The 15,683-nt window shown below is 64.9% G+C and carries 18 protein-coding genes and 1 tRNA gene; 11 read left to right on the top strand and 8 right to left on the bottom strand.

Going from position 1 to position 15,683, the window contains the following annotated elements; genetic code table 11:
* Nucleotides 1–4: 4 nt before the first annotated feature.
* Entirely contained in the window at nt 5–1,306 is a 1,302-nt protein-coding gene (locus LAQ74_RS11230) for a hypothetical protein (protein WP_224332635.1), read from the top strand.
* A 127-nt stretch (nt 1,307–1,433) separates the two neighbouring features.
* Here LAQ74_RS11230 and LAQ74_RS11225 read toward each other — a convergent pair whose 3' ends face one another.
* The 5 genes from LAQ74_RS11225 to LAQ74_RS11205 all read right to left on the bottom strand — a co-directional run bounded on the left by LAQ74_RS11225 (nt 1,434) and on the right by LAQ74_RS11205 (nt 5,305).
* Nucleotides 1,434–1,787, bottom strand: a complete 354-nt coding sequence (locus tag LAQ74_RS11225; RefSeq protein ID WP_224332634.1) for an alpha/beta fold hydrolase — start codon at nt 1,785–1,787, stop codon at nt 1,434–1,436.
* Between the two features lie 72 nt (nt 1,788–1,859).
* Complete coding sequence (locus tag LAQ74_RS11220; protein ID WP_224332633.1) at nt 1,860–2,237, bottom strand: alpha/beta fold hydrolase; 378 nt, start codon at nt 2,235–2,237, stop codon at nt 1,860–1,862.
* A 33-nt stretch (nt 2,238–2,270) separates the two neighbouring features.
* Nucleotides 2,271–2,999, bottom strand: coding sequence for a 3,4-dihydroxy-2-butanone-4-phosphate synthase (ribB, locus tag LAQ74_RS11215; RefSeq protein ID WP_425498483.1), 729 nt, complete (start codon nt 2,997–2,999; stop codon nt 2,271–2,273).
* A complete protein-coding gene (locus LAQ74_RS11210; protein ID WP_224332632.1) occupies nt 2,996–4,384 on the bottom strand; it encodes an FAD-binding oxidoreductase in 1,389 nt (462 codons plus the stop codon). The genes ribB and LAQ74_RS11210 overlap by 4 nt, the downstream gene beginning before the upstream one ends.
* A gap of 564 nt (nt 4,385–4,948) precedes the next feature.
* The gene (locus LAQ74_RS11205) at nt 4,949–5,305 is read right to left on the bottom strand and encodes a hypothetical protein (RefSeq protein ID WP_224332631.1); all 357 of its coding nucleotides are present in this window, start codon (nt 5,303–5,305) and stop codon (nt 4,949–4,951) included.
* A 282-nt stretch (nt 5,306–5,587) separates the two neighbouring features.
* Between LAQ74_RS11205 and LAQ74_RS11200 the strand changes: the two genes are divergently transcribed.
* The 7 genes from LAQ74_RS11200 to LAQ74_RS11170 all read left to right on the top strand — a co-directional run bounded on the left by LAQ74_RS11200 (nt 5,588) and on the right by LAQ74_RS11170 (nt 11,479).
* Nucleotides 5,588–6,574: an MBL fold metallo-hydrolase gene (locus tag LAQ74_RS11200; RefSeq protein ID WP_224332630.1), complete on the top strand. Its 987-nt coding sequence runs from the start codon at nt 5,588–5,590 to the stop codon at nt 6,572–6,574.
* Nucleotides 6,575–6,671: 97 nt separating this feature from the next.
* The gene (locus LAQ74_RS11195) at nt 6,672–6,851 is read left to right on the top strand and encodes a hypothetical protein (protein ID WP_224332629.1); all 180 of its coding nucleotides are present in this window, start codon (nt 6,672–6,674) and stop codon (nt 6,849–6,851) included.
* 237 nt (nt 6,852–7,088) lie between these two features.
* Nucleotides 7,089–8,084, top strand: a complete 996-nt coding sequence (locus LAQ74_RS11190; protein WP_224332628.1) for a metallophosphoesterase family protein — start codon at nt 7,089–7,091, stop codon at nt 8,082–8,084.
* Nucleotides 8,085–8,173: 89 nt separating this feature from the next.
* Nucleotides 8,174–9,166 (top strand): DUF4129 domain-containing protein, encoded by a 993-nt coding sequence (locus LAQ74_RS11185; RefSeq protein WP_224332627.1) that lies wholly within the window; start codon nt 8,174–8,176, stop codon nt 9,164–9,166.
* The gene (locus tag LAQ74_RS11180; RefSeq protein WP_224332626.1) at nt 9,163–9,714 is read left to right on the top strand and encodes a DUF7269 family protein; all 552 of its coding nucleotides are present in this window, start codon (nt 9,163–9,165) and stop codon (nt 9,712–9,714) included. The genes LAQ74_RS11185 and LAQ74_RS11180 overlap by 4 nt, the downstream gene beginning before the upstream one ends.
* A complete protein-coding gene (locus tag LAQ74_RS11175; protein ID WP_224332625.1) occupies nt 9,711–10,985 on the top strand; it encodes a DUF58 domain-containing protein in 1,275 nt (424 codons plus the stop codon). Before LAQ74_RS11180 ends, LAQ74_RS11175 begins: the two co-directional genes overlap by 4 nt.
* On the top strand, nt 10,982–11,479 hold the full coding sequence (locus LAQ74_RS11170; protein ID WP_317987371.1) for a DUF7519 family protein: 498 nt from the start codon (nt 10,982–10,984) through the stop codon (nt 11,477–11,479). The genes LAQ74_RS11175 and LAQ74_RS11170 overlap by 4 nt, the downstream gene beginning before the upstream one ends.
* Before the next feature lie 41 nt (nt 11,480–11,520).
* On the opposite strand, the gene LAQ74_RS11165 is transcribed toward LAQ74_RS11170, so the two are convergent.
* Nucleotides 11,521–12,483 (bottom strand): AAA family ATPase, encoded by a 963-nt coding sequence (locus tag LAQ74_RS11165; RefSeq protein ID WP_224332623.1) that lies wholly within the window; start codon nt 12,481–12,483, stop codon nt 11,521–11,523.
* 126 nt (nt 12,484–12,609) lie between these two features.
* On the opposite strand from LAQ74_RS11165, the gene LAQ74_RS11160 reads away from it, so the two are divergent.
* The 3 genes from LAQ74_RS11160 (at nt 12,610) to LAQ74_RS11150 (ending at nt 14,611) form a co-directional block, all read left to right on the top strand.
* A tRNA-Ser gene (locus LAQ74_RS11160) sits at nt 12,610–12,694 on the top strand.
* Between the two features lie 356 nt (nt 12,695–13,050).
* Complete coding sequence (locus LAQ74_RS11155) at nt 13,051–13,557, top strand: SHOCT domain-containing protein (protein WP_224332622.1); 507 nt, start codon at nt 13,051–13,053, stop codon at nt 13,555–13,557.
* Nucleotides 13,558–13,618: 61 nt separating this feature from the next.
* Nucleotides 13,619–14,611: an AI-2E family transporter gene (locus LAQ74_RS11150; protein WP_224332621.1), complete on the top strand. Its 993-nt coding sequence runs from the start codon at nt 13,619–13,621 to the stop codon at nt 14,609–14,611.
* Here LAQ74_RS11150 and LAQ74_RS11145 read toward each other — a convergent pair.
* Entirely contained in the window at nt 14,608–14,922 is a 315-nt protein-coding gene (locus tag LAQ74_RS11145) for a DUF8081 domain-containing protein (RefSeq protein WP_224332620.1), read from the bottom strand. The genes LAQ74_RS11150 and LAQ74_RS11145 overlap by 4 nt on opposite strands.
* A 60-nt stretch (nt 14,923–14,982) precedes the next feature.
* Nucleotides 14,983–15,570: a hypothetical protein gene (locus LAQ74_RS11140; protein WP_224332619.1), complete on the bottom strand. Its 588-nt coding sequence runs from the start codon at nt 15,568–15,570 to the stop codon at nt 14,983–14,985.
* Between the last annotated feature and the right edge of the window lie 113 nt (nt 15,571–15,683).

Here is a 15,683-nt window from a genome sequence, read left to right as displayed (position 1 = left end):
CATCATGCCTGACGCCACACAATCCCTAACCGAACTGTTCGAGTATCCTCTACTTCAGGCCATTTTTGGGCGACGGTCTCGCCGATTCGGTCGCGGCTTGTCGATCCCATCGGGGCCACTAGCATTCGAATCGAACGCTGACCCGCTCCCGTTATCCGACCTCGAACAATCGGTCCTCGTCGCTGCCGGGACCGGGGTGAGTGGGTGGCACTACGGGATTCCGTTCGGCCCGCATCGGCCAGACGAGCACACCGACTTCTCTGTCCGGTTGACCGGTCGAACGGCACCGACGGCGGCCGGGATCGGCACACCGGTCCTGTTCTATACCGACGACGACGGCACATACCTAACGAACACCCGGAGCGTCGAACCAAGCCGGCTCCGCGAGGCAATGGACCTCAAAGACGACGCCGAACGCATTCTGGTAGTGGCCAGAGCACACACAGAGACACTCGCCGACGAGCGGGTGGACATTCCCGCCGAGTCCGGCCACATCCTCGAACCGAACCACTGGTGGACCAATACGCCGGGGTCGACGCTGTTCATGCCCGTCGGTGACGCCAGCGAAGAGATGCTGGCGCTCCTCTGTCTGTTCGTCGAGAACGGCTACGTAATCATGGATGACGAGATCGGTGAACCGGCCGGCGACCTCGGGCCGTACATCGAATCAGGGTTGTTAGACGATGAGAAGGCGTTCCCGCTGTCCTTCCTCGAACGCGCCACCTTGGAACAGAACTGTGCTGAGTTAGCCTTCATGGCACACAACATGGTGCTCACAATGCAGGCGATGGGATTGGGTGGGTTGTACTTCGCCGGGATCAACGAGCTGAGCCTGTTTGGCGCTCCGATGCGCGACGACCTTGAGGGGCTCGGATTCCGGTTCGTCGACAATGACGACTGGACCGCGCCAAACCCAGTGGGCCTCGACGACCAGTACGAGAGCCTCTGTCCACCGTACTACCCGGACATGCACGCGGCAGTCGACGAACTCGTCGAGCGGAAGTTCGGTCCGGGCGGCACCTACGATCCGGCGACACCTGGTCCGTGGGAGGACAGCGAGGCGGTGAAGCGCTCGATCGAGCCATACGACGACGAGACGGTCGAGTGCCTCGGTGAGATTGCCCAGTACGTCTACGACAAACACGGGAAGTTCCCGGGGACGGTGCCGACGATGGTGCTGCCCGGTTGCGTCCAGGCACACCATATTGACACAGACTACTATGACGCACAGTTCAAAGCCGGTGCGTACCTCGATACCCACGCCGAGCATATGCAGCGGTGGCACGAAGAGAAAACCCCGTCGTGATTGCCTCACACAGTCGGAGACGAGTATACGGAGGCCGCTATCGAAGATCTCTCTACATCTTGCAGGGTCTTCCTGATACTGTTTTAGAGGGTCTTCATGGGATATACGAGATACAGAGGTGTATCGCTCACAGCGAGTCTACGAATTGACTCAAGACGCGATTGAACCGCTCGGGCTGCTCAAGAGGCGGATAGTGGCCGCTGGCTTCGAAGAGTTCGAACGCGGCGTCCGGGACGAGGTCCGCAACGTGCCTCACTGCCGCGACGGTCCCCGGTCCCCGTGTTTCGGTCGTACCGGCGCACACCAACATCGGGACATCGATTTCGGGGAGAACGGTCCGGTAATCGCGCGTGAGCGCGTCGAATAGGATGGCGCTTTTGATCGGTGCCGGTGTCCGAGACGTCTCGTCGAGCTGTAACGTTTTCAGCTCGGTGGTGGGGTTCGAGAAGACTTGCTCCGTGAAGCGTTCGGCGAAGCTCATCTGGTCTCCCTGCACCGCTGTGAGCGTATCTATTAGCCCCTCCAAGTTGGTAAGTCCGTAGTCGTAGTCGTCCTACTGGAACCGGGACGCCTCAATATCGACATCAACCAGCCCTCGTATCCGTTCGGTGCCGAATTGTTCCACGTAATCCCACGAAACGAAGGCCCCCATCGACCACCCAACTATGACGACATCCTCAAGGTTTTGCTGTTCGAGGAAGGTATGGAGATCGCGGGCGTACTGCGCGACGGTGTGTCCGAGTTCCGTCTTCTCCGACCGGCCGTGCCCTCTGAAATCGACGGCAACTGTGCAGTACTCGTCCGAGAGGCCAGTTAACTGCAGTTCGAAAAACCTGAGACTGCACATCACGCCGTGAAGAAAAATGATTGGGTGGCCCTGGCCGTGGTCCTCGTAATAGAGGTCTGCCCCGTTACAGTAGATGTACGGCATAGTCATCACCAGAGGTAATGGAACCGGAAGTCGTTATCCGAATCGCTCGATAAGGTGTTTACCTTCCACGTAAGGGTACCCTGTACGATTAGCGTACGCCTTCGCAGCGGCCGGCGATCGTGCCCGACCGGTCTCGTCGCTAAGCATCTCGCAGACGACCACAGCCGGTGGTAGAGCCGCTGCCTCCGCCAGTACGATGCCGAGTTCTGTATGTCCCTGCCGGTCGGCCAGCAAGTTGGGCGCTGCGCGAAGCAGGTGGACGTGGCCGGGCGTGCGGAACGTTGCCGGAAAGTCGATCGTCTCGGGGGCCGCAGCGGTCGCCCCGATGGTGGAGATGGTCAGAGCGCGGTCATTGTCTGTGATACCTGTGTAGGTATCGCGGTGATTTACCGTCAATGAGAACGACGAGCGCTCGTCGTACCCGAGGTCGTGGTTCGCAGCCGCGGGGTGATCGAGCGCCTCCTGAACGAACGGCAGATCCCACTGCCGGGCCACCCGCTCGGCCACTGCAACACAGACGAGTCCGCCTGCGTCAGTACGGAGCCGCTTGATGGCCGCGGGTGTGACCGCCCACGCGGGATAGACGAGATCCGTCTCTCCCTCCCGATCAGCGGCGTCGTGAATCAACACCGGATCACCGGCGCGGAGGGCCCTGACCGCCTCACGGATTTCGACCGACGACCGGTGGTTACTCTCGGACATGGATGGGTCTCTCTGTACTCCCGCTGAGCGGGACGGCTCGGCCCTCTCGAAGCGACTCATGACGCCGGCTCGATGTTTTGGTTCACGTGGAAGAAGTTCTCCGGATCGTATTTCGCCTTGACCTCCTGCAGTCGTTCGTAGTTGTCGCCGTAGGTGGCTCGAATCCGGTCTCGTCCCTCCTCCATCATGAAGTTCACGTACGCTCCGCCGGCCGTGTGTGGATGGACCGCCTCCCAGTAATCATGGGCCCACTCGGTGATCAGATCGCGGTTGGCCGGATCCCCATCCACGCCGAAGATGACCATCGACCAGTTGACGTCGCGGCGGCTCCAGGCGGTCTCGTCCCTGTCCACGCGGTTGACGGCGCCATCGATGGGGTAGAGATGCATCCCTGATTGTCGCGTCGGCACTTCGGCAAAGCACTGATGCTCGGCGATGGCCTCGTCGGTTAGGTCGCGCACGAAGTCACCTTTCCAGTACCACTGATCACCCGGCGGAAGGAGATCGTCGAACAAGCTCTGGAGCGCCGGGTACGGCATTGTTCCGACGTGTTCGAAGATCGGCTCGGCGGCGTCCCGTGCCGATTGGAGCGCGGCTTCGGTCTCCGCTTCCGACTCGAGACAGCACCACACGAGCCCGCAGACCTTCTCACCGTGGAGTTCCTCAGGGAAGGGATCGCCCGGCACCTCGGCAGTCACGTAGGCGGCGTACACGTCCTCCGGTTGCTCCGGCAACCACTCGCGGTACCACCGCATGGTCTCTTCAAGGTCGTCGATCGGCCAGAACATCGGCCCGGCGATGACCGTCTCCACCGGGTAGAGCCGGAATTCGAATGAGGTGACGACGCCAAAGTTCCCGCCGCCGCCGCGCAGCGCCCAGAACAGGTCGGGGTTCTCGTCTTCACTCGCGTGAACCAGACGGCCGTCGGCCAGCACGACATCTGCACTCAGCAGATTGTCGATGGTCAGCCCGTACTTTCGAGTGAGGTAGCCGTGACCGCCGCCCAGGGACAGCCCGCCGACGCCAGTCGTCGAAACCACCCCACTCACCGTTGCCAGCCCGAAGGCGTGCGTGGCATGATCGACGTCACCCCAGGTGCAGCCGGATTCAACGTGGACGGTTTTCGCTTCAGGATTGACGCGGATGCCGGTCATCTCCGAGAGGTCAATGACCAGTCCGTCGTCGACCGTGCCCAGACCGGCACCGTTGTGGCCACCGCTCCGAATCGCCGTGTCGAGATCGTGGTCGCGTCCGAAGGTCACAGCTGTAATCACGTCCGCAACGTTCGCACACCGGGCGATCAGCCGCGGATGCTTGTCAATCATCGCGTTGTAGATGGCGCGCGCGTCGTCGAACCTCGGATCGTCGGGTTGAATCAAATCACCGCGAAGCGTTCCCCGTAGTTGCTCGATCTCCTCTTTATCGTCTTTTGCTGCTGTTGCCATGGCTTCTTACCCCATTCCCCCGATGGAGAATACTTCTGGACCCTCAGCGCCACGGATAGTGGTATTGAGAGACACGATAACTACTATCGAGAGTGTAAGAAAGCTATCTAGTGACTTATCGGCAGGTGCTGATTGCTGTGCAGACGATGCAAGTCACTCACCAGTTACACTCAGGGAGTCCTCGGCATCGGTGATCGCCCCTTCGTTAGCGCTCCCACACGGCGATGCGGCACTCCGCTGTAGCCCTCTTCTGCGTACTCACCGACGAGTGCGAGTGGTTGCTGAATACACCCTCTGTATCTTGCAATCCAGTACTGACAGTAGTTGAGAAGATCGCTCACCGGCTGCTGAATACAAGGCGTGTATCTCGCAAAACGGGACTCTGAATCCTGCCCTCAGTAAATTATGTCTGGGCTCGGTGATTTGCTTGTATTCAGGGCCACCGCTTCACAGTGTGACGTGAATGAACAGTAGAGTCCGACGCTGTTTCTGGTCGGTGGGGTTCTGCTGATCGGTCACGCGGTGATCTCGGCCTTCATGCGCAGACATAGCACCTCCGCAGCATCAATCGTCACGCTCACCGCGGAGTGACACGACCGTCAGCACTAACGCAGTAATTCCAAGCACCCGCGTCACCGGGATCACCCACGATTTAACGGTGATGTCTTCTGGATTCTCATAGGCGAGCGACAACCCAAAATCCAGGTACCGACGCGGTGTGACCGCCGCCGCTGATCCAAATAGGCCAAATATCACACCTACGGCCCCCGAGAGGGAACCAGTCCGACGGACGAGGAGGAGGTACCCGATCCCTTCGAAGCGGGCCATCGGGATGGTCCATCCACGGAGTATGGCGTCCTCTGGGTTCTCAAACGCTAAGGTCTCCGCAGTTTCGACGATCCTGCGTGGAATCGACACCATTACCAGACCGATGACCGACAGCAGCGTTCGGAGTATACTGACTCTTCGCGGGTCATGGAAATAAGCATTAATTGCGGGCGTGCAGAAGCGTTCACAAGCCTAAGTCAGTACATCTCAACTGCTCGTAGATCATCCTCCCTTACGGCATATATCACCACTCGAATAATTTGATGAATAGAATCTCCGTATTTGGCACGATGTGTCTGTCGTCGGCTGAGGATTTCCAATGGGGCCTACCAACCGGCAGAACCGACTTTACCTCTCGATACCTCTCAGTACATAGTGACCGGCAGCGTCAGATACACCGACGGCATCCGCATCGACCTTGCGACGGGCGAGACGGTGGCCGCCGATAGCGAGTACGTCGACGGCGAGATAAACGCGCTGAGCCACGCCCACGGCGACCACCTCTACCGCTCGGCTCCGGGCGACGTGATCTGTTCGGAGCTCACCGCCGCGCTAACGAACGCCCGCCGCGACGACAGAGAGCCGCTGACCCCGACGCCGCATCCGGCGGTCGAACTCGTGAATGCGGGTCACGTCGCCGGGTCGACGGCCGCCGTCGTCGACGACGGCGAGACGCGGTACTGCTACACCGGCGACATCTCGACGCGCGACCGGTTCTACCTCGACGGCTTCGACCCGCCGGACGCGGACGTGCTGATAATAGAGTCGACGTACGGCAAGCCCGAGTACGTCTTTCCCCCGCAGGCCGAGATCGAGCGCGAACTCGTCGACTGGCTCGACGACACCCACGAGACGCCCGTCTTGCTGTTCGGTTACTCGCTCGGCCGGGCGCAGAAACTCCAGTTGCTCGCGGGGCGCTCCGACCGCTCGCGGCTGTTCGTCACGGAGGCCGTCGCGCGTATCAACGCCGTCATCGAGAGCCACCTCGACGTGTCGTTCGACGCCTCGCGGTTCACGCGCGACGTCGAACTCGGTGCCGGCGACGCGCTCGTGCTGCCGACGCAGACGAGTCGACTCGCGTTCGTCGACGATATCGTCGAGGAGACGGGCGCGCTGAAGGTCGGCGTCTCGGGGTGGGCCGTCGACCGGAGTTTCCGCTTCCGAGGCGACTACGACGAGACGTTTCCGCTCTCGGACCACTGCGACTTCGCCGAACTCGTCGACGTAGTCGCACGGACCGACCCCGAAGAGGTGTACACGAACCACGGCTTCGCCGACGAGTTCGCCGACTATCTCGCCGGGGAACTGGACTACGAGGCCCGGTCGCTGAAGCGAAACCAGACCGCGCTCTCGGAGTTCTGACTCGCTCTTCCCGACCGGTCGACCCCGACGCAGTCGTTCAGTTTCACTTTCACTCTACTAGGCTCGCCTACAAGTTACTGAACGTGAATGTACGAGTATGAGCATCGCCGTGAGGGGCGACCGAGAGCAGTCGCGGAAGTGCATCGACATCACCGAACTAGCCGCCGAGGAGGTTCCCGCCTGCATCGACCGCCAGCGCGAACGCGGTGTCGAACTGTACCTCGAACGGAAAGGTTCGAGAACGTTTCTCGTGGCCTCGTCGACCGAGAACCGGTAATACCGGTCGATTCGACCCGCCGTCGACCCGCCGTCGACCCGCCGATTCACGGACGCGAGCGACATGTGTCGGACCCGATCACCGAGGCGGCTCCCGGCGAGATCGTCAGACCGAGCGAAGTAGGGTAGTTCACTCGCACCCCTCCGTCTCGGGAAGCCACCCGTACGCGACGGCGGCGAGGATAGAACGCGGCCGGTGTGTTTACCCGGCCTGACGGACTAGCCCCGCCGAACACCGATGTCCGGCCCTACCCGCGAAACCCAACTTGCGCACCTCGAACGACCGAAAGCCCCCGAGACGACGTTCGCCGTCGTCTCCGACGCCCACGTCACCGCCGACGCCGAGGGGACGTGGAAAGTGTTTCACCGGACCGAGTCCCGCCTCGAAGCCGTCGTCGCCGACGTGAACCGCCGAGACGTCGACGGACTCGTCTTCGCGGGCGACTTGACGAAAGACGGGACGCCGGCGGAGTTCGACCGCGTCGCCGAGATTCTCTCCGACCTCGACGCGCCGTACGTCGCCGTGCCGGGTAACCACGACGTTTCCAAGACGTTCGACGACCACGAGACGCCGCCGCTGTCGTCGTTCGTCGAGGCCTACTGTCCCGACGAACTCCCGTACCGGACCCGTCTCGGCGGCCTCGATGTCGTCTGTCTCAACAGCGCCGCCGACGCCGACGGAACGCTGCGTGAGGGCCACGCGGGGCGTATCTCCGAGGCGCAACTCGACTGGCTGGTGGACGCCGCCGACCCCGAGACGCCGACGGTCGCCGTCTTTCACCACCCGACGACGCACGTCGGTCGTCTCTTCGACCGGTTCCCCGAGACGGACCACTTCCAACTCCGAAACGCTGACGCCGTGGTCGAAGCGCTCGACGCGGCCGATGTCGAACTGGCGCTCTCGGGACACATTCACTGGCCGACAGCCGCTCGCGTCGGTGGCTCGGCGAGTCGCGCCAGCGGCGGTTCGGCGGCGTCCGACGGTGTGACGCAGGTGACGACGCCCGCCGCCTGCTCGTTCCCGCAGGGGTATCTCCTCGTCCGGGTGACGCCCGACGGAACCGCCGTCTCGATGGTTCCGCTCGGCGGCGACGACGACCGGACCGAAGCGTACCGCTACGCGGTCGCCGACGGCGCTCGCGACGGTGCGGTCGCCGAGAGCACCGACGAGGGATACTTCGATTCGTTCCCCCTGCTCGACGAGCGCGCCCTCGAACCGGCGACCTCCGACTGAGCGCGCTGCCGTCGGGCGCGAGTTCGTTGTCTCTGGTTGACGAGTCGGTGTCGCAACCACTATACGGCGTTGTCACGCTATCACGTGTCGTGCAGAGAGAGACAGCCCTCCGGATCGGTCTCGCCGCCCTCGCCGTCTGCGCGCTCGCCCTCGCCGCCGCGACGCTCGACTCCGCGGTCGTCTCCGACGACGGCGGCAGTTTCGGCCTCGGCACCTCCGACAGCGGTGCCATCGGCGGCGACGACGAGCAGGCCCCCGAGAATCCGCCGTTGGGCGGTGAGGGGGACGGGAACGGTCCGCTCCTCAGTTTCTGTGTCCCGTGGCTGACGCAGTGGTGGGTCGTCCCCGCCATCGTCGGCGCGTTCGTCGCGATGAACGCCGTCGCCCGCTATCGGACGGGGTCGTACCTCCTCGGCCTCGCGTTCACCGTCTCCTTCGGGAGTCTCGTCTTCATTCTCTACGTGTTGCTTACGTCGTGTGCCACGTCGCAGTCGTCGTTCGGGTTCAGTACCAGCGACGGGACGAACAACAGTTCGCTGCTCTCCGGGGCGTCCGGGTCGTCGGGACTCACCGGGACGGGCGAGACGTTCACGACGCCGTCGCTGTTGTTGCTCGCGGTTCTCGGCTTCGTCCTCGTCGGCGCGGTGTTTCTGCTCTTCGTCTCCACCGGCGACGACGACGAACTCGTCGACGGCGCCGACACGGACGACGACCCGACGCCTGACATCGCCGCTCTCGGACAGGCGGCGGGACGGGCGGCCGACCGAATCGAAGCCGACGCCGACACCGACAACGAGGTGTACCGGGCGTGGACCGAGATGACTGGTCTGCTCGACGTCGACAACCCGCGGACGAGCACCCCGGAGGAGTTCGCCGCCGCCGCCGAGAACGCCGGAATGGCCCACGAGGACGTGCGCGAACTCACCGACCTCTTCGAGTACGTCCGCTACGGCGACGGTGCGGTGACGGCCGACCGCGAGGAGCGTGCCGTCGCGGCCCTCCGGCGCATCGAGTCGACGTACGGCGAGGACGGTCCGACGGGCGGGGACGGCACGGATAGCGAGCGGGGGGAGCGTCGGTGAGAACCGCCACCGCGTTCGTGGGTCTCGTCGCGACGGTGTTCGGCTTCGCCGTCGTCGTCAACCGCGGACTCGGCGGACTGTTCGACCTCGACTACCTCGTCGTGACGCTGGTCGGCGTTCTCGCGCTCGTTCAGGGCGTCCGATACGGGCTGTCGCGTCGTAAGACGCAGTTTCGCGCGACGACGACCGACGACCCCGAACTCCGCTACCGCGTACCGACGCCCGGCGACGACCTCGACATCGAGTTCGTGGGCGACCGGTCGTTGGGGCGGGCACACCGCCGCGAGCAGCTGCGGAACCGCCTCCACGAGGCGGCGCTGGAGACGCTGACGGGATACGGCGGACTGACGCGCGACGAGGCGGCGGCGCGACTCGACGACGGAACGTGGACCGACGACCCGGTCGCGGCCGCGGCGCTGCAGGACGCTCCGCCCCGTCCGTCGCTCGCCTCCCGACTCCGGGCGCTGTTCCGGACCGAGTCGTCGTTCGCGCGGAGCGCGCGCCACGTCATCGACGAACTCGACGCGATTCAGGAGGGGAGACGGTGAGCGCCTTCGAGACGAACCGCTGGACGGGCGTGGAAGCGCTCGCGCTCCTGGCCGGCAGCCTCGCGATTCTCGTCTCCCCGCGACAACCGGCGCTGCTGCTCGCCGGGGTACTGGGCATCGCCTACGCCGCCTACGCCTACGGTGGCGACGTTCCCGAGCCGTCGGTGACGGTGTCGCGCGAACTCGACGACACGACACCCGAACCCGACGACACCGTCCGCGTCACCGTCACGGTCCGCAACACGGGCGACGCGGTGCTTCCCGACCTCCGTCTCGTCGACGGCGTCCCGCCCGCGCTGGAGGTCACCGACGGCACCGCCCGACTCGGAACGGCGCTCAGACCCGGCAAACGGGCGCGCTTCTCCTACGCGGTTCGCGCGGTTCGCGGCGAACACGAGTGGGAGCCGATGTGGGTCATCGCCCGCAACGCGAGCGGGAGCAACGAGCGGGTGACGGAGACGAACACCGAGACAGTGCTCCGCTGCGAACCGACGCTGTCGGCGACGGAGAACCTCCTGCTTCGCGGCCTGACGACGCAGTACACCGGACGTGTCACGACGGACGTGGCGGGTGCGGGACTGGAGTTCACCTCGACGCGCGACTACCGCCGTGGCGATCCGCTCAAGCGCGTCGACTGGAACCGCCTCGCGCGGACCGGCGAACTCGCGACGACCGAGTTTCGCGAGGAGCGCGCGGCGACGGTCGTGTTACTCGTCGACGCCCGCGAAGAGTCGTATCTCGCGCCGGAGGAGGACGCGCCGAACGCCGTCGAACGCGCCGCGGAGGCCGCCGGCGAGACGTTCGTCGCGCTGCTCGACGGCGGCGACCGCGTCGGACTGGCGGCGTTCGCGGCGGAGGAACTCTGGCTGTCGCCGGGGACAGGCGAAGACCACCGCGCGCGAGGGCGACGGCTGCTGGCGACGCATCCGGCGCTCGCGCCCACACCAACCGAGGACGAGGTGTTCTTCCCCTCGATTCGACTCCGCCGACTGCAGCGCCGACTCCCGGCGGACGCACAGATCATCCTGTTCTCGCCGCTGGTCGACGACTACGTCGTCACCGCGGCGCGGCGACTCGACGCCTACGGCCACCTCGTCACCGTCGTCAGCCCCGACCCGACGGCCGACGAGACGCCCGGCCGTCGCCTCGCGCGCGTCGAACGACGGAACCGGATGAGCCGACTCCGCCGGACCGGTATCCGCGTCATCGACTGGCGCGACGAGTCGCTGGCGAGCGAACTCGCCCGCTCGCGGGAGCGGTGGTCGTCGTGAGCGAAATCACGCGGAAGCCGGCGCTTCTGAGCGTCTCGCTTTCGATGGTCGGTGCCGGTGTCTGTCTGCTGGCGGCGGCGCTGAGTTCGCCGACGGCGCTTTCGGCCGCCGGCGTCGGCGTCGTCGTCCTCGGAGTCGGACTGCTCGTCGGGGGGCGGCGGGCGGTGACCGCCGGCGGCGTCGCGCTGTTCGCCGCCGTCGTCTTCGGTGGCGTCGCCGGGTCGGGTCCCGAACTACTGCTGGTCGGCCTGCTCGCGGCGGTGTTCGCGTGGGACGTCGGCGAGAACGCAATCGGCCTCGGCGAGCAACTGGGACGAGAGACTGACACGACTCGGGTCGAACTCGTCCACGCGGCGTCGACGCTCTCGGTCGGTGCGGTCGCCACCGCTGTGGGCTACGGCGCGTACCGGGCCGCCGGTGGGGGACAACCGGTGACGGCGCTCGTGTTCCTGCTGTTGGGCGTCGTCGCGTTGGTCGCGGCGCTCCGCGACTGAAAACGAGAGGTCGGCGTCGTCGACGCCGAGTCGAGGGGCGGTTATCGCGCTTCGAACTCGACGGTCGGCACGTCGACGGAGTCGAGTACGTCGTCGACGACGTCGCCTTTGTCCACGTCGGAGACCTTCGCGTCCGGCGTGAGCACCAAGCGGTGAGCCAACACCGGGTGGCTGACGCGCTTGACGTCGTCGGGAGTGACGAACTCGCGACCCACGTAGACGGCGCGGGCGCGGGCGGTCTCGAACATCCGTTGGGTGCCGCGCGGCGAGACGCCGACGGCGACGCGGCGGTCGTTGCGCGTCGCGTGGGTTATCTCGGCCATGTACCGCAGCAGATCGTCGTGGACGCGGACGCGCTCGGGCGTCGCTCGCATCGCCAGCACCTCGTCCGGCGAGAGCACTCGCTCGACGGACGGACTTCGGGTGTCGCGCCCGGCGCGGCGGTGCAGCAGTTCGACCTCGCCGTCGAGTTGCGGGTAGCCGATGGCCGTTTTCACCGAGAACCGGTCGACCTGCGCCTCGGGGAGCGGGAACGTCCCCTCCTGTTCGACGGGGTTCTGCGTCGCGATGACGAAGAAAGGCTTTGGCAACTGGTGGGTCTCGCCGTCGACGGTCACCTGACCCTCCTCCATCGCCTCCAGCAGCGCCGCCTGCGTCTTCGGCGGCGCGCGGTTTATCTCGTCGGCGAGGACGATGTTCGCGAAGATGGGGCCCTCGGAGAACTCGAAACTGCGGTCCTGCTCGTTGAAGATGTTCGTCCCGGTGACGTCGGAGGGGAGCAGGTCGGGAGTGAACTGGACGCGGGAGAAACTGAGGCCGAGCGCCTGCGCGATGCTGCGGGCGGTGAGCGTCTTTCCGGTGCCCGGAACGTCTTCGAGGAGGACGTGACCACGGGCGAGAACGCCGAGCATGATGCGCTCGAAGAACTCGTCGTCTGCGATGACCGCACCTTTGACCGTGTCGAGGACCCGGTCACAGGCGGAGCTTGCGTCGGAGATGTCCATGTGTGCAGACAGGCGTTCTCGGTGAACTTAGACCCATTGGCCCATCGTGAGTGTCGGTCGCACTGTCGAATCGTCTCACAGAAACCGAAACCGATTAAACGAGGGCTACCGATTGTAGGACTGCGAGCCGAGGTAGCCTAGCCTGGCCAAGGCGGTAGATTCGAAATCTACTGTCCATTCGGACTCGAGAGTTCAAATCTCTCCCTCGGCGCTTCTTCGCGACCCACACCCGCGAGAGACCGCCGTGTCTCTCGCACGACGGGTCGCGGTGTGCAATTCGTGGAGAGATTTGAATCGGGGAACGAGCACCAGCGAGTGACCGTGGTTCAAATCTCTCCCTCGGCGCTTTTCAGAGAACCAATACTCCGAGCGGCGCGTTTTATCGCGCCGCGAGGCTCGGTTCGCTGTACGCGCAAGCCAAGAGAGATGAACGAGAGGACGAGCGACCAGCGGGAGCGAACACCGCGTCGTTCGACACTCTCTCCCCCAGATACGCCCCTGGGACGTCTCCCTTCGCCGCAGACGAGGACGGAAACATACATACCCTGTTCCGCTGAAACGCTGTGCATGCAACGGCCAGCCGACAGTCGGGCGGTCTCGTGGTCGCCGTCGAAGGCGATTGTCGCACTCCTCGCACTCGTCTTGAGCGTCGAGTTGGTTCTCTCGGGGGCTTCGTACCTCCTCTCGGGACTCCTTCGGGAGGGAATCCTCGAACGGACGCTCGCCTCGCTGGCGTTTCTGCTCGCCGTCCCCAACGATATCTTCTCGGCGTGGGGGGTGCTTCTGTTCGGCGTCGTCGGCCTCGCGGCGACCTACTCGCTCGCCCGCGAGTCGCTGGAACGAGCATCCACGCTCGCTCGGCGCTCTTCCGTCGCCTTCGACGACTCCCGCGACCCCGACCCGGTGAGCGTGTTGCAGATGCGGTACGCCGACGGCGAGGTGACCGATGAGGAATTCGAGCGGAAACTGACACAACTGCTGCGAAGCGGCGAGGGTAGCGAGTCGCCGCCGGGGGAGCGAGACGTCGGCGAACCCGAAACGCGAGACGCCTCTCGAAGCCACGAGCGAAACTGAGTCGTCGACCCCGGACCGGGCGGTACTGCCGATTTATCCACTTGTCACTCCTTCTAGGGGTATGGACCGCGACCGCTTGTTTCTCCTGCTCGCGATAGGACTCGTCGGAGCCCTCTCGGCGTTCTTGCTGTTCTCGTTCCTCCAGTACGTCCTCGCGGCGGTGCTTCTCGCCTACGTGTTGAAGCCGCTCCACCGACGGCTCGAACCCAGAGTCGGCGCTCGCGTCGCCGCCGCCGCACTCATCGTCGTCTCGACGTTGGCAGTACTGCTTCCGGTCGTCCTCGTCGTTCAGGTCGTTCTCGGAGAGGCCCGCACCGTCGTCACCGCCGTCCGAGAACTGCTGTCGAGGTCGACGGCGTTCGAGGAACTCGTACCCGCGAACCTGTCGGTCGAAGCGCTGTTCGGTTCCGCGCAGGGAAGCGGGTCGTCGCTCGTCGACAGCGTCGTTGACATCTTCGGCGGCCTCTCGAACGCGGTCATCGGCCTCACCGTCCTCCTGTTTTTGCTCTACTACCTGCTGACGGACGGGACAGCGCTCGTCACGTGGATTCGTCGGGCGGTCCCGCTTCCGACGCCGATACAGGACGAGCTCCACGCCCGCATCGACCGACTCATGTGGGCGGTGCTGGTCGGGAACGTCCTGGTCGCTCTCGTCCAGGGTGTCCTCACCGGAATCGGGTTCGCTATCGTTGGCTTCCCGAGCGCCGTATTCTGGACCGTCGTCACGATTCTCCTGTCGCTTCTGCCGCTCATCGGTGCGTCCGTCGTCTGGTTCCCGGCGTCGGTGTATCTGGCGCTCACCGGCCAGTACGTCTCGGCGGTGTTTCTCTTCGTCTACGGTGCCGTCGTCGTCAGCCTCTCGGACAACTATCTCCGTCCCGTCATCGGCGGGCGTGAGGCGCGTCTCAACCCCGGACTGTTCGTCGTCGGCATCTTCGGCGGCGTCGCCGCGCTCGGCTTCATGGGCATCTTCTTCGGCCCCATTATCCTCGGCGTGCTGAAGGCGCTGGTCGAGGTCTACGTCAGGGAGTACGCCACCCCGCCTGCTCACTAGAACCGGTCGAATCCGGACTGTTCACCGCCGTCACCGCCGCGAAGCCGTCGACGTCGCTTGTCGTACGCGCCGTCGAGCGCGCGCGGTCCATGGCGGCCGACGAGGTAGCCGTCGGTGTCGGAACCGTCCCGCGGGTCGGCGAGTCGAATCCAGACGCGGCGCTCGCCGCGCTCGGAGAGCGACGCCGCCCAGAACTCGGCGGCGTCTCGCGTTCCGAAACGGCGGCGCGACCCGCGGCGGACGACGGCCTCGCCGACCGCGCCGTTGGTCCGCCGCGCGGAGGGTTTGACCTCGACGAGGAACTCGCTCACGGTGACGGGTCGGGGTTCGCGTTCGACCCACTTCGGTGTTTCAGTTCCGTCGCCGGTCGACTACAGCGGACCGCACCCCATCGTCGTCGACCACGACGAACACTCCATCCGCCCGGATTCGCGGACGGCGACGGTCGTCGCCGACTCGTTGCAGTCGAAGTTCGAGCGGTCGACGCCGACAGACGCGGCAGTCGCGTCGGTTCCCCCGGCTCCGCCGGTTCCGTTCGTTTCGTTCGTCCCGCCGGACCCATCCGTCGCGTCCTCGACGGAGACGACGCTCGTGTAGTTCGCCGGTCGGTGCAGCGTCAACGCGACGTACTCGCCGGCGGCGAGTTCGAACGTTCGCTCGAACGCCTCGTGCGCCGGGAACGTGTTTCGGAAGACGGAGACGGTTATCTCGCGGGTCGGACCGTCGTTCCACACGTTGAGGCCGTGCGGTCCGTTGTCCGCCGGACGGAGGACGCCGACCCGGGAGCCGACGTCGACACGTTCGGCGGGGCTGTCGTCGAGCATCGGGTCGAAGTCGGCGTCGCGAGCAGCGGGCGGAAACTGGGTGTTCGGACCGAACTCCGGCAGTCGGTCGGTACACCCGGCGGTTGCGCCGACACCGACCGTTCCGAGGAGGGCACAGAAGCGGCGACGTCTCATACGCTCAGTAGTCTCGTCACTCGTGATAAGTATCGGGATAGCTAAAACGACGACCATCGCCACGGCATCTTTCGATTCGTAGCCGAGACGAGTTGACACGTGTGCCGCTCTGT

Origin of the sequence: Haloprofundus halobius (genome assembly GCF_020097835.1) — an archaeon.
In the GTDB taxonomy this organism is placed as follows: domain Archaea; phylum Halobacteriota; class Halobacteria; order Halobacteriales; family Haloferacaceae; genus Haloprofundus; species Haloprofundus halobius.
The sequence above is the reverse complement of the archived record's forward strand: the minus strand, read 5'-3'. Positions and strand labels throughout refer to the sequence as shown.

Bases quoted from the DNA above. Each gene is read 5' to 3' on its own strand.
- LAQ74_RS11230 (WP_224332635.1), top strand. From the start codon at position 5: ATGCCTGACGCCACACAATCCCTAACCGAACTGTTCGAGTATCCTCTA.
- LAQ74_RS11225 (WP_224332634.1), bottom strand. From the start codon at position 1,787: ATGAGCTTCGCCGAACGCTTCACGGAGCAAGTCTTCTCGAACCCCACC.
- LAQ74_RS11220 (WP_224332633.1), bottom strand. From the start codon at position 2,237: ATGCCGTACATCTACTGTAACGGGGCAGACCTCTATTACGAGGACCAC.
- ribB (WP_425498483.1), bottom strand. From the start codon at position 2,999: ATGAGTCGCTTCGAGAGGGCCGAGCCGTCCCGCTCAGCGGGAGTACAG.
- LAQ74_RS11210 (WP_224332632.1), bottom strand. From the start codon at position 4,384: ATGGCAACAGCAGCAAAAGACGATAAAGAGGAGATCGAGCAACTACGG.
- LAQ74_RS11205 (WP_224332631.1), bottom strand. From the start codon at position 5,305: ATGGTGTCGATTCCACGCAGGATCGTCGAAACTGCGGAGACCTTAGCG.
- LAQ74_RS11195 (WP_224332629.1), top strand. From the start codon at position 6,672: ATGAGCATCGCCGTGAGGGGCGACCGAGAGCAGTCGCGGAAGTGCATC.
- LAQ74_RS11190 (WP_224332628.1), top strand. From the start codon at position 7,089: ATGTCCGGCCCTACCCGCGAAACCCAACTTGCGCACCTCGAACGACCG.
- LAQ74_RS11165 (WP_224332623.1), bottom strand. From the start codon at position 12,483: ATGGACATCTCCGACGCAAGCTCCGCCTGTGACCGGGTCCTCGACACG.
- LAQ74_RS11155 (WP_224332622.1), top strand. From the start codon at position 13,051: ATGCAACGGCCAGCCGACAGTCGGGCGGTCTCGTGGTCGCCGTCGAAG.
- LAQ74_RS11150 (WP_224332621.1), top strand. From the start codon at position 13,619: ATGGACCGCGACCGCTTGTTTCTCCTGCTCGCGATAGGACTCGTCGGA.
- LAQ74_RS11140 (WP_224332619.1), bottom strand. From the start codon at position 15,570: ATGAGACGTCGCCGCTTCTGTGCCCTCCTCGGAACGGTCGGTGTCGGC.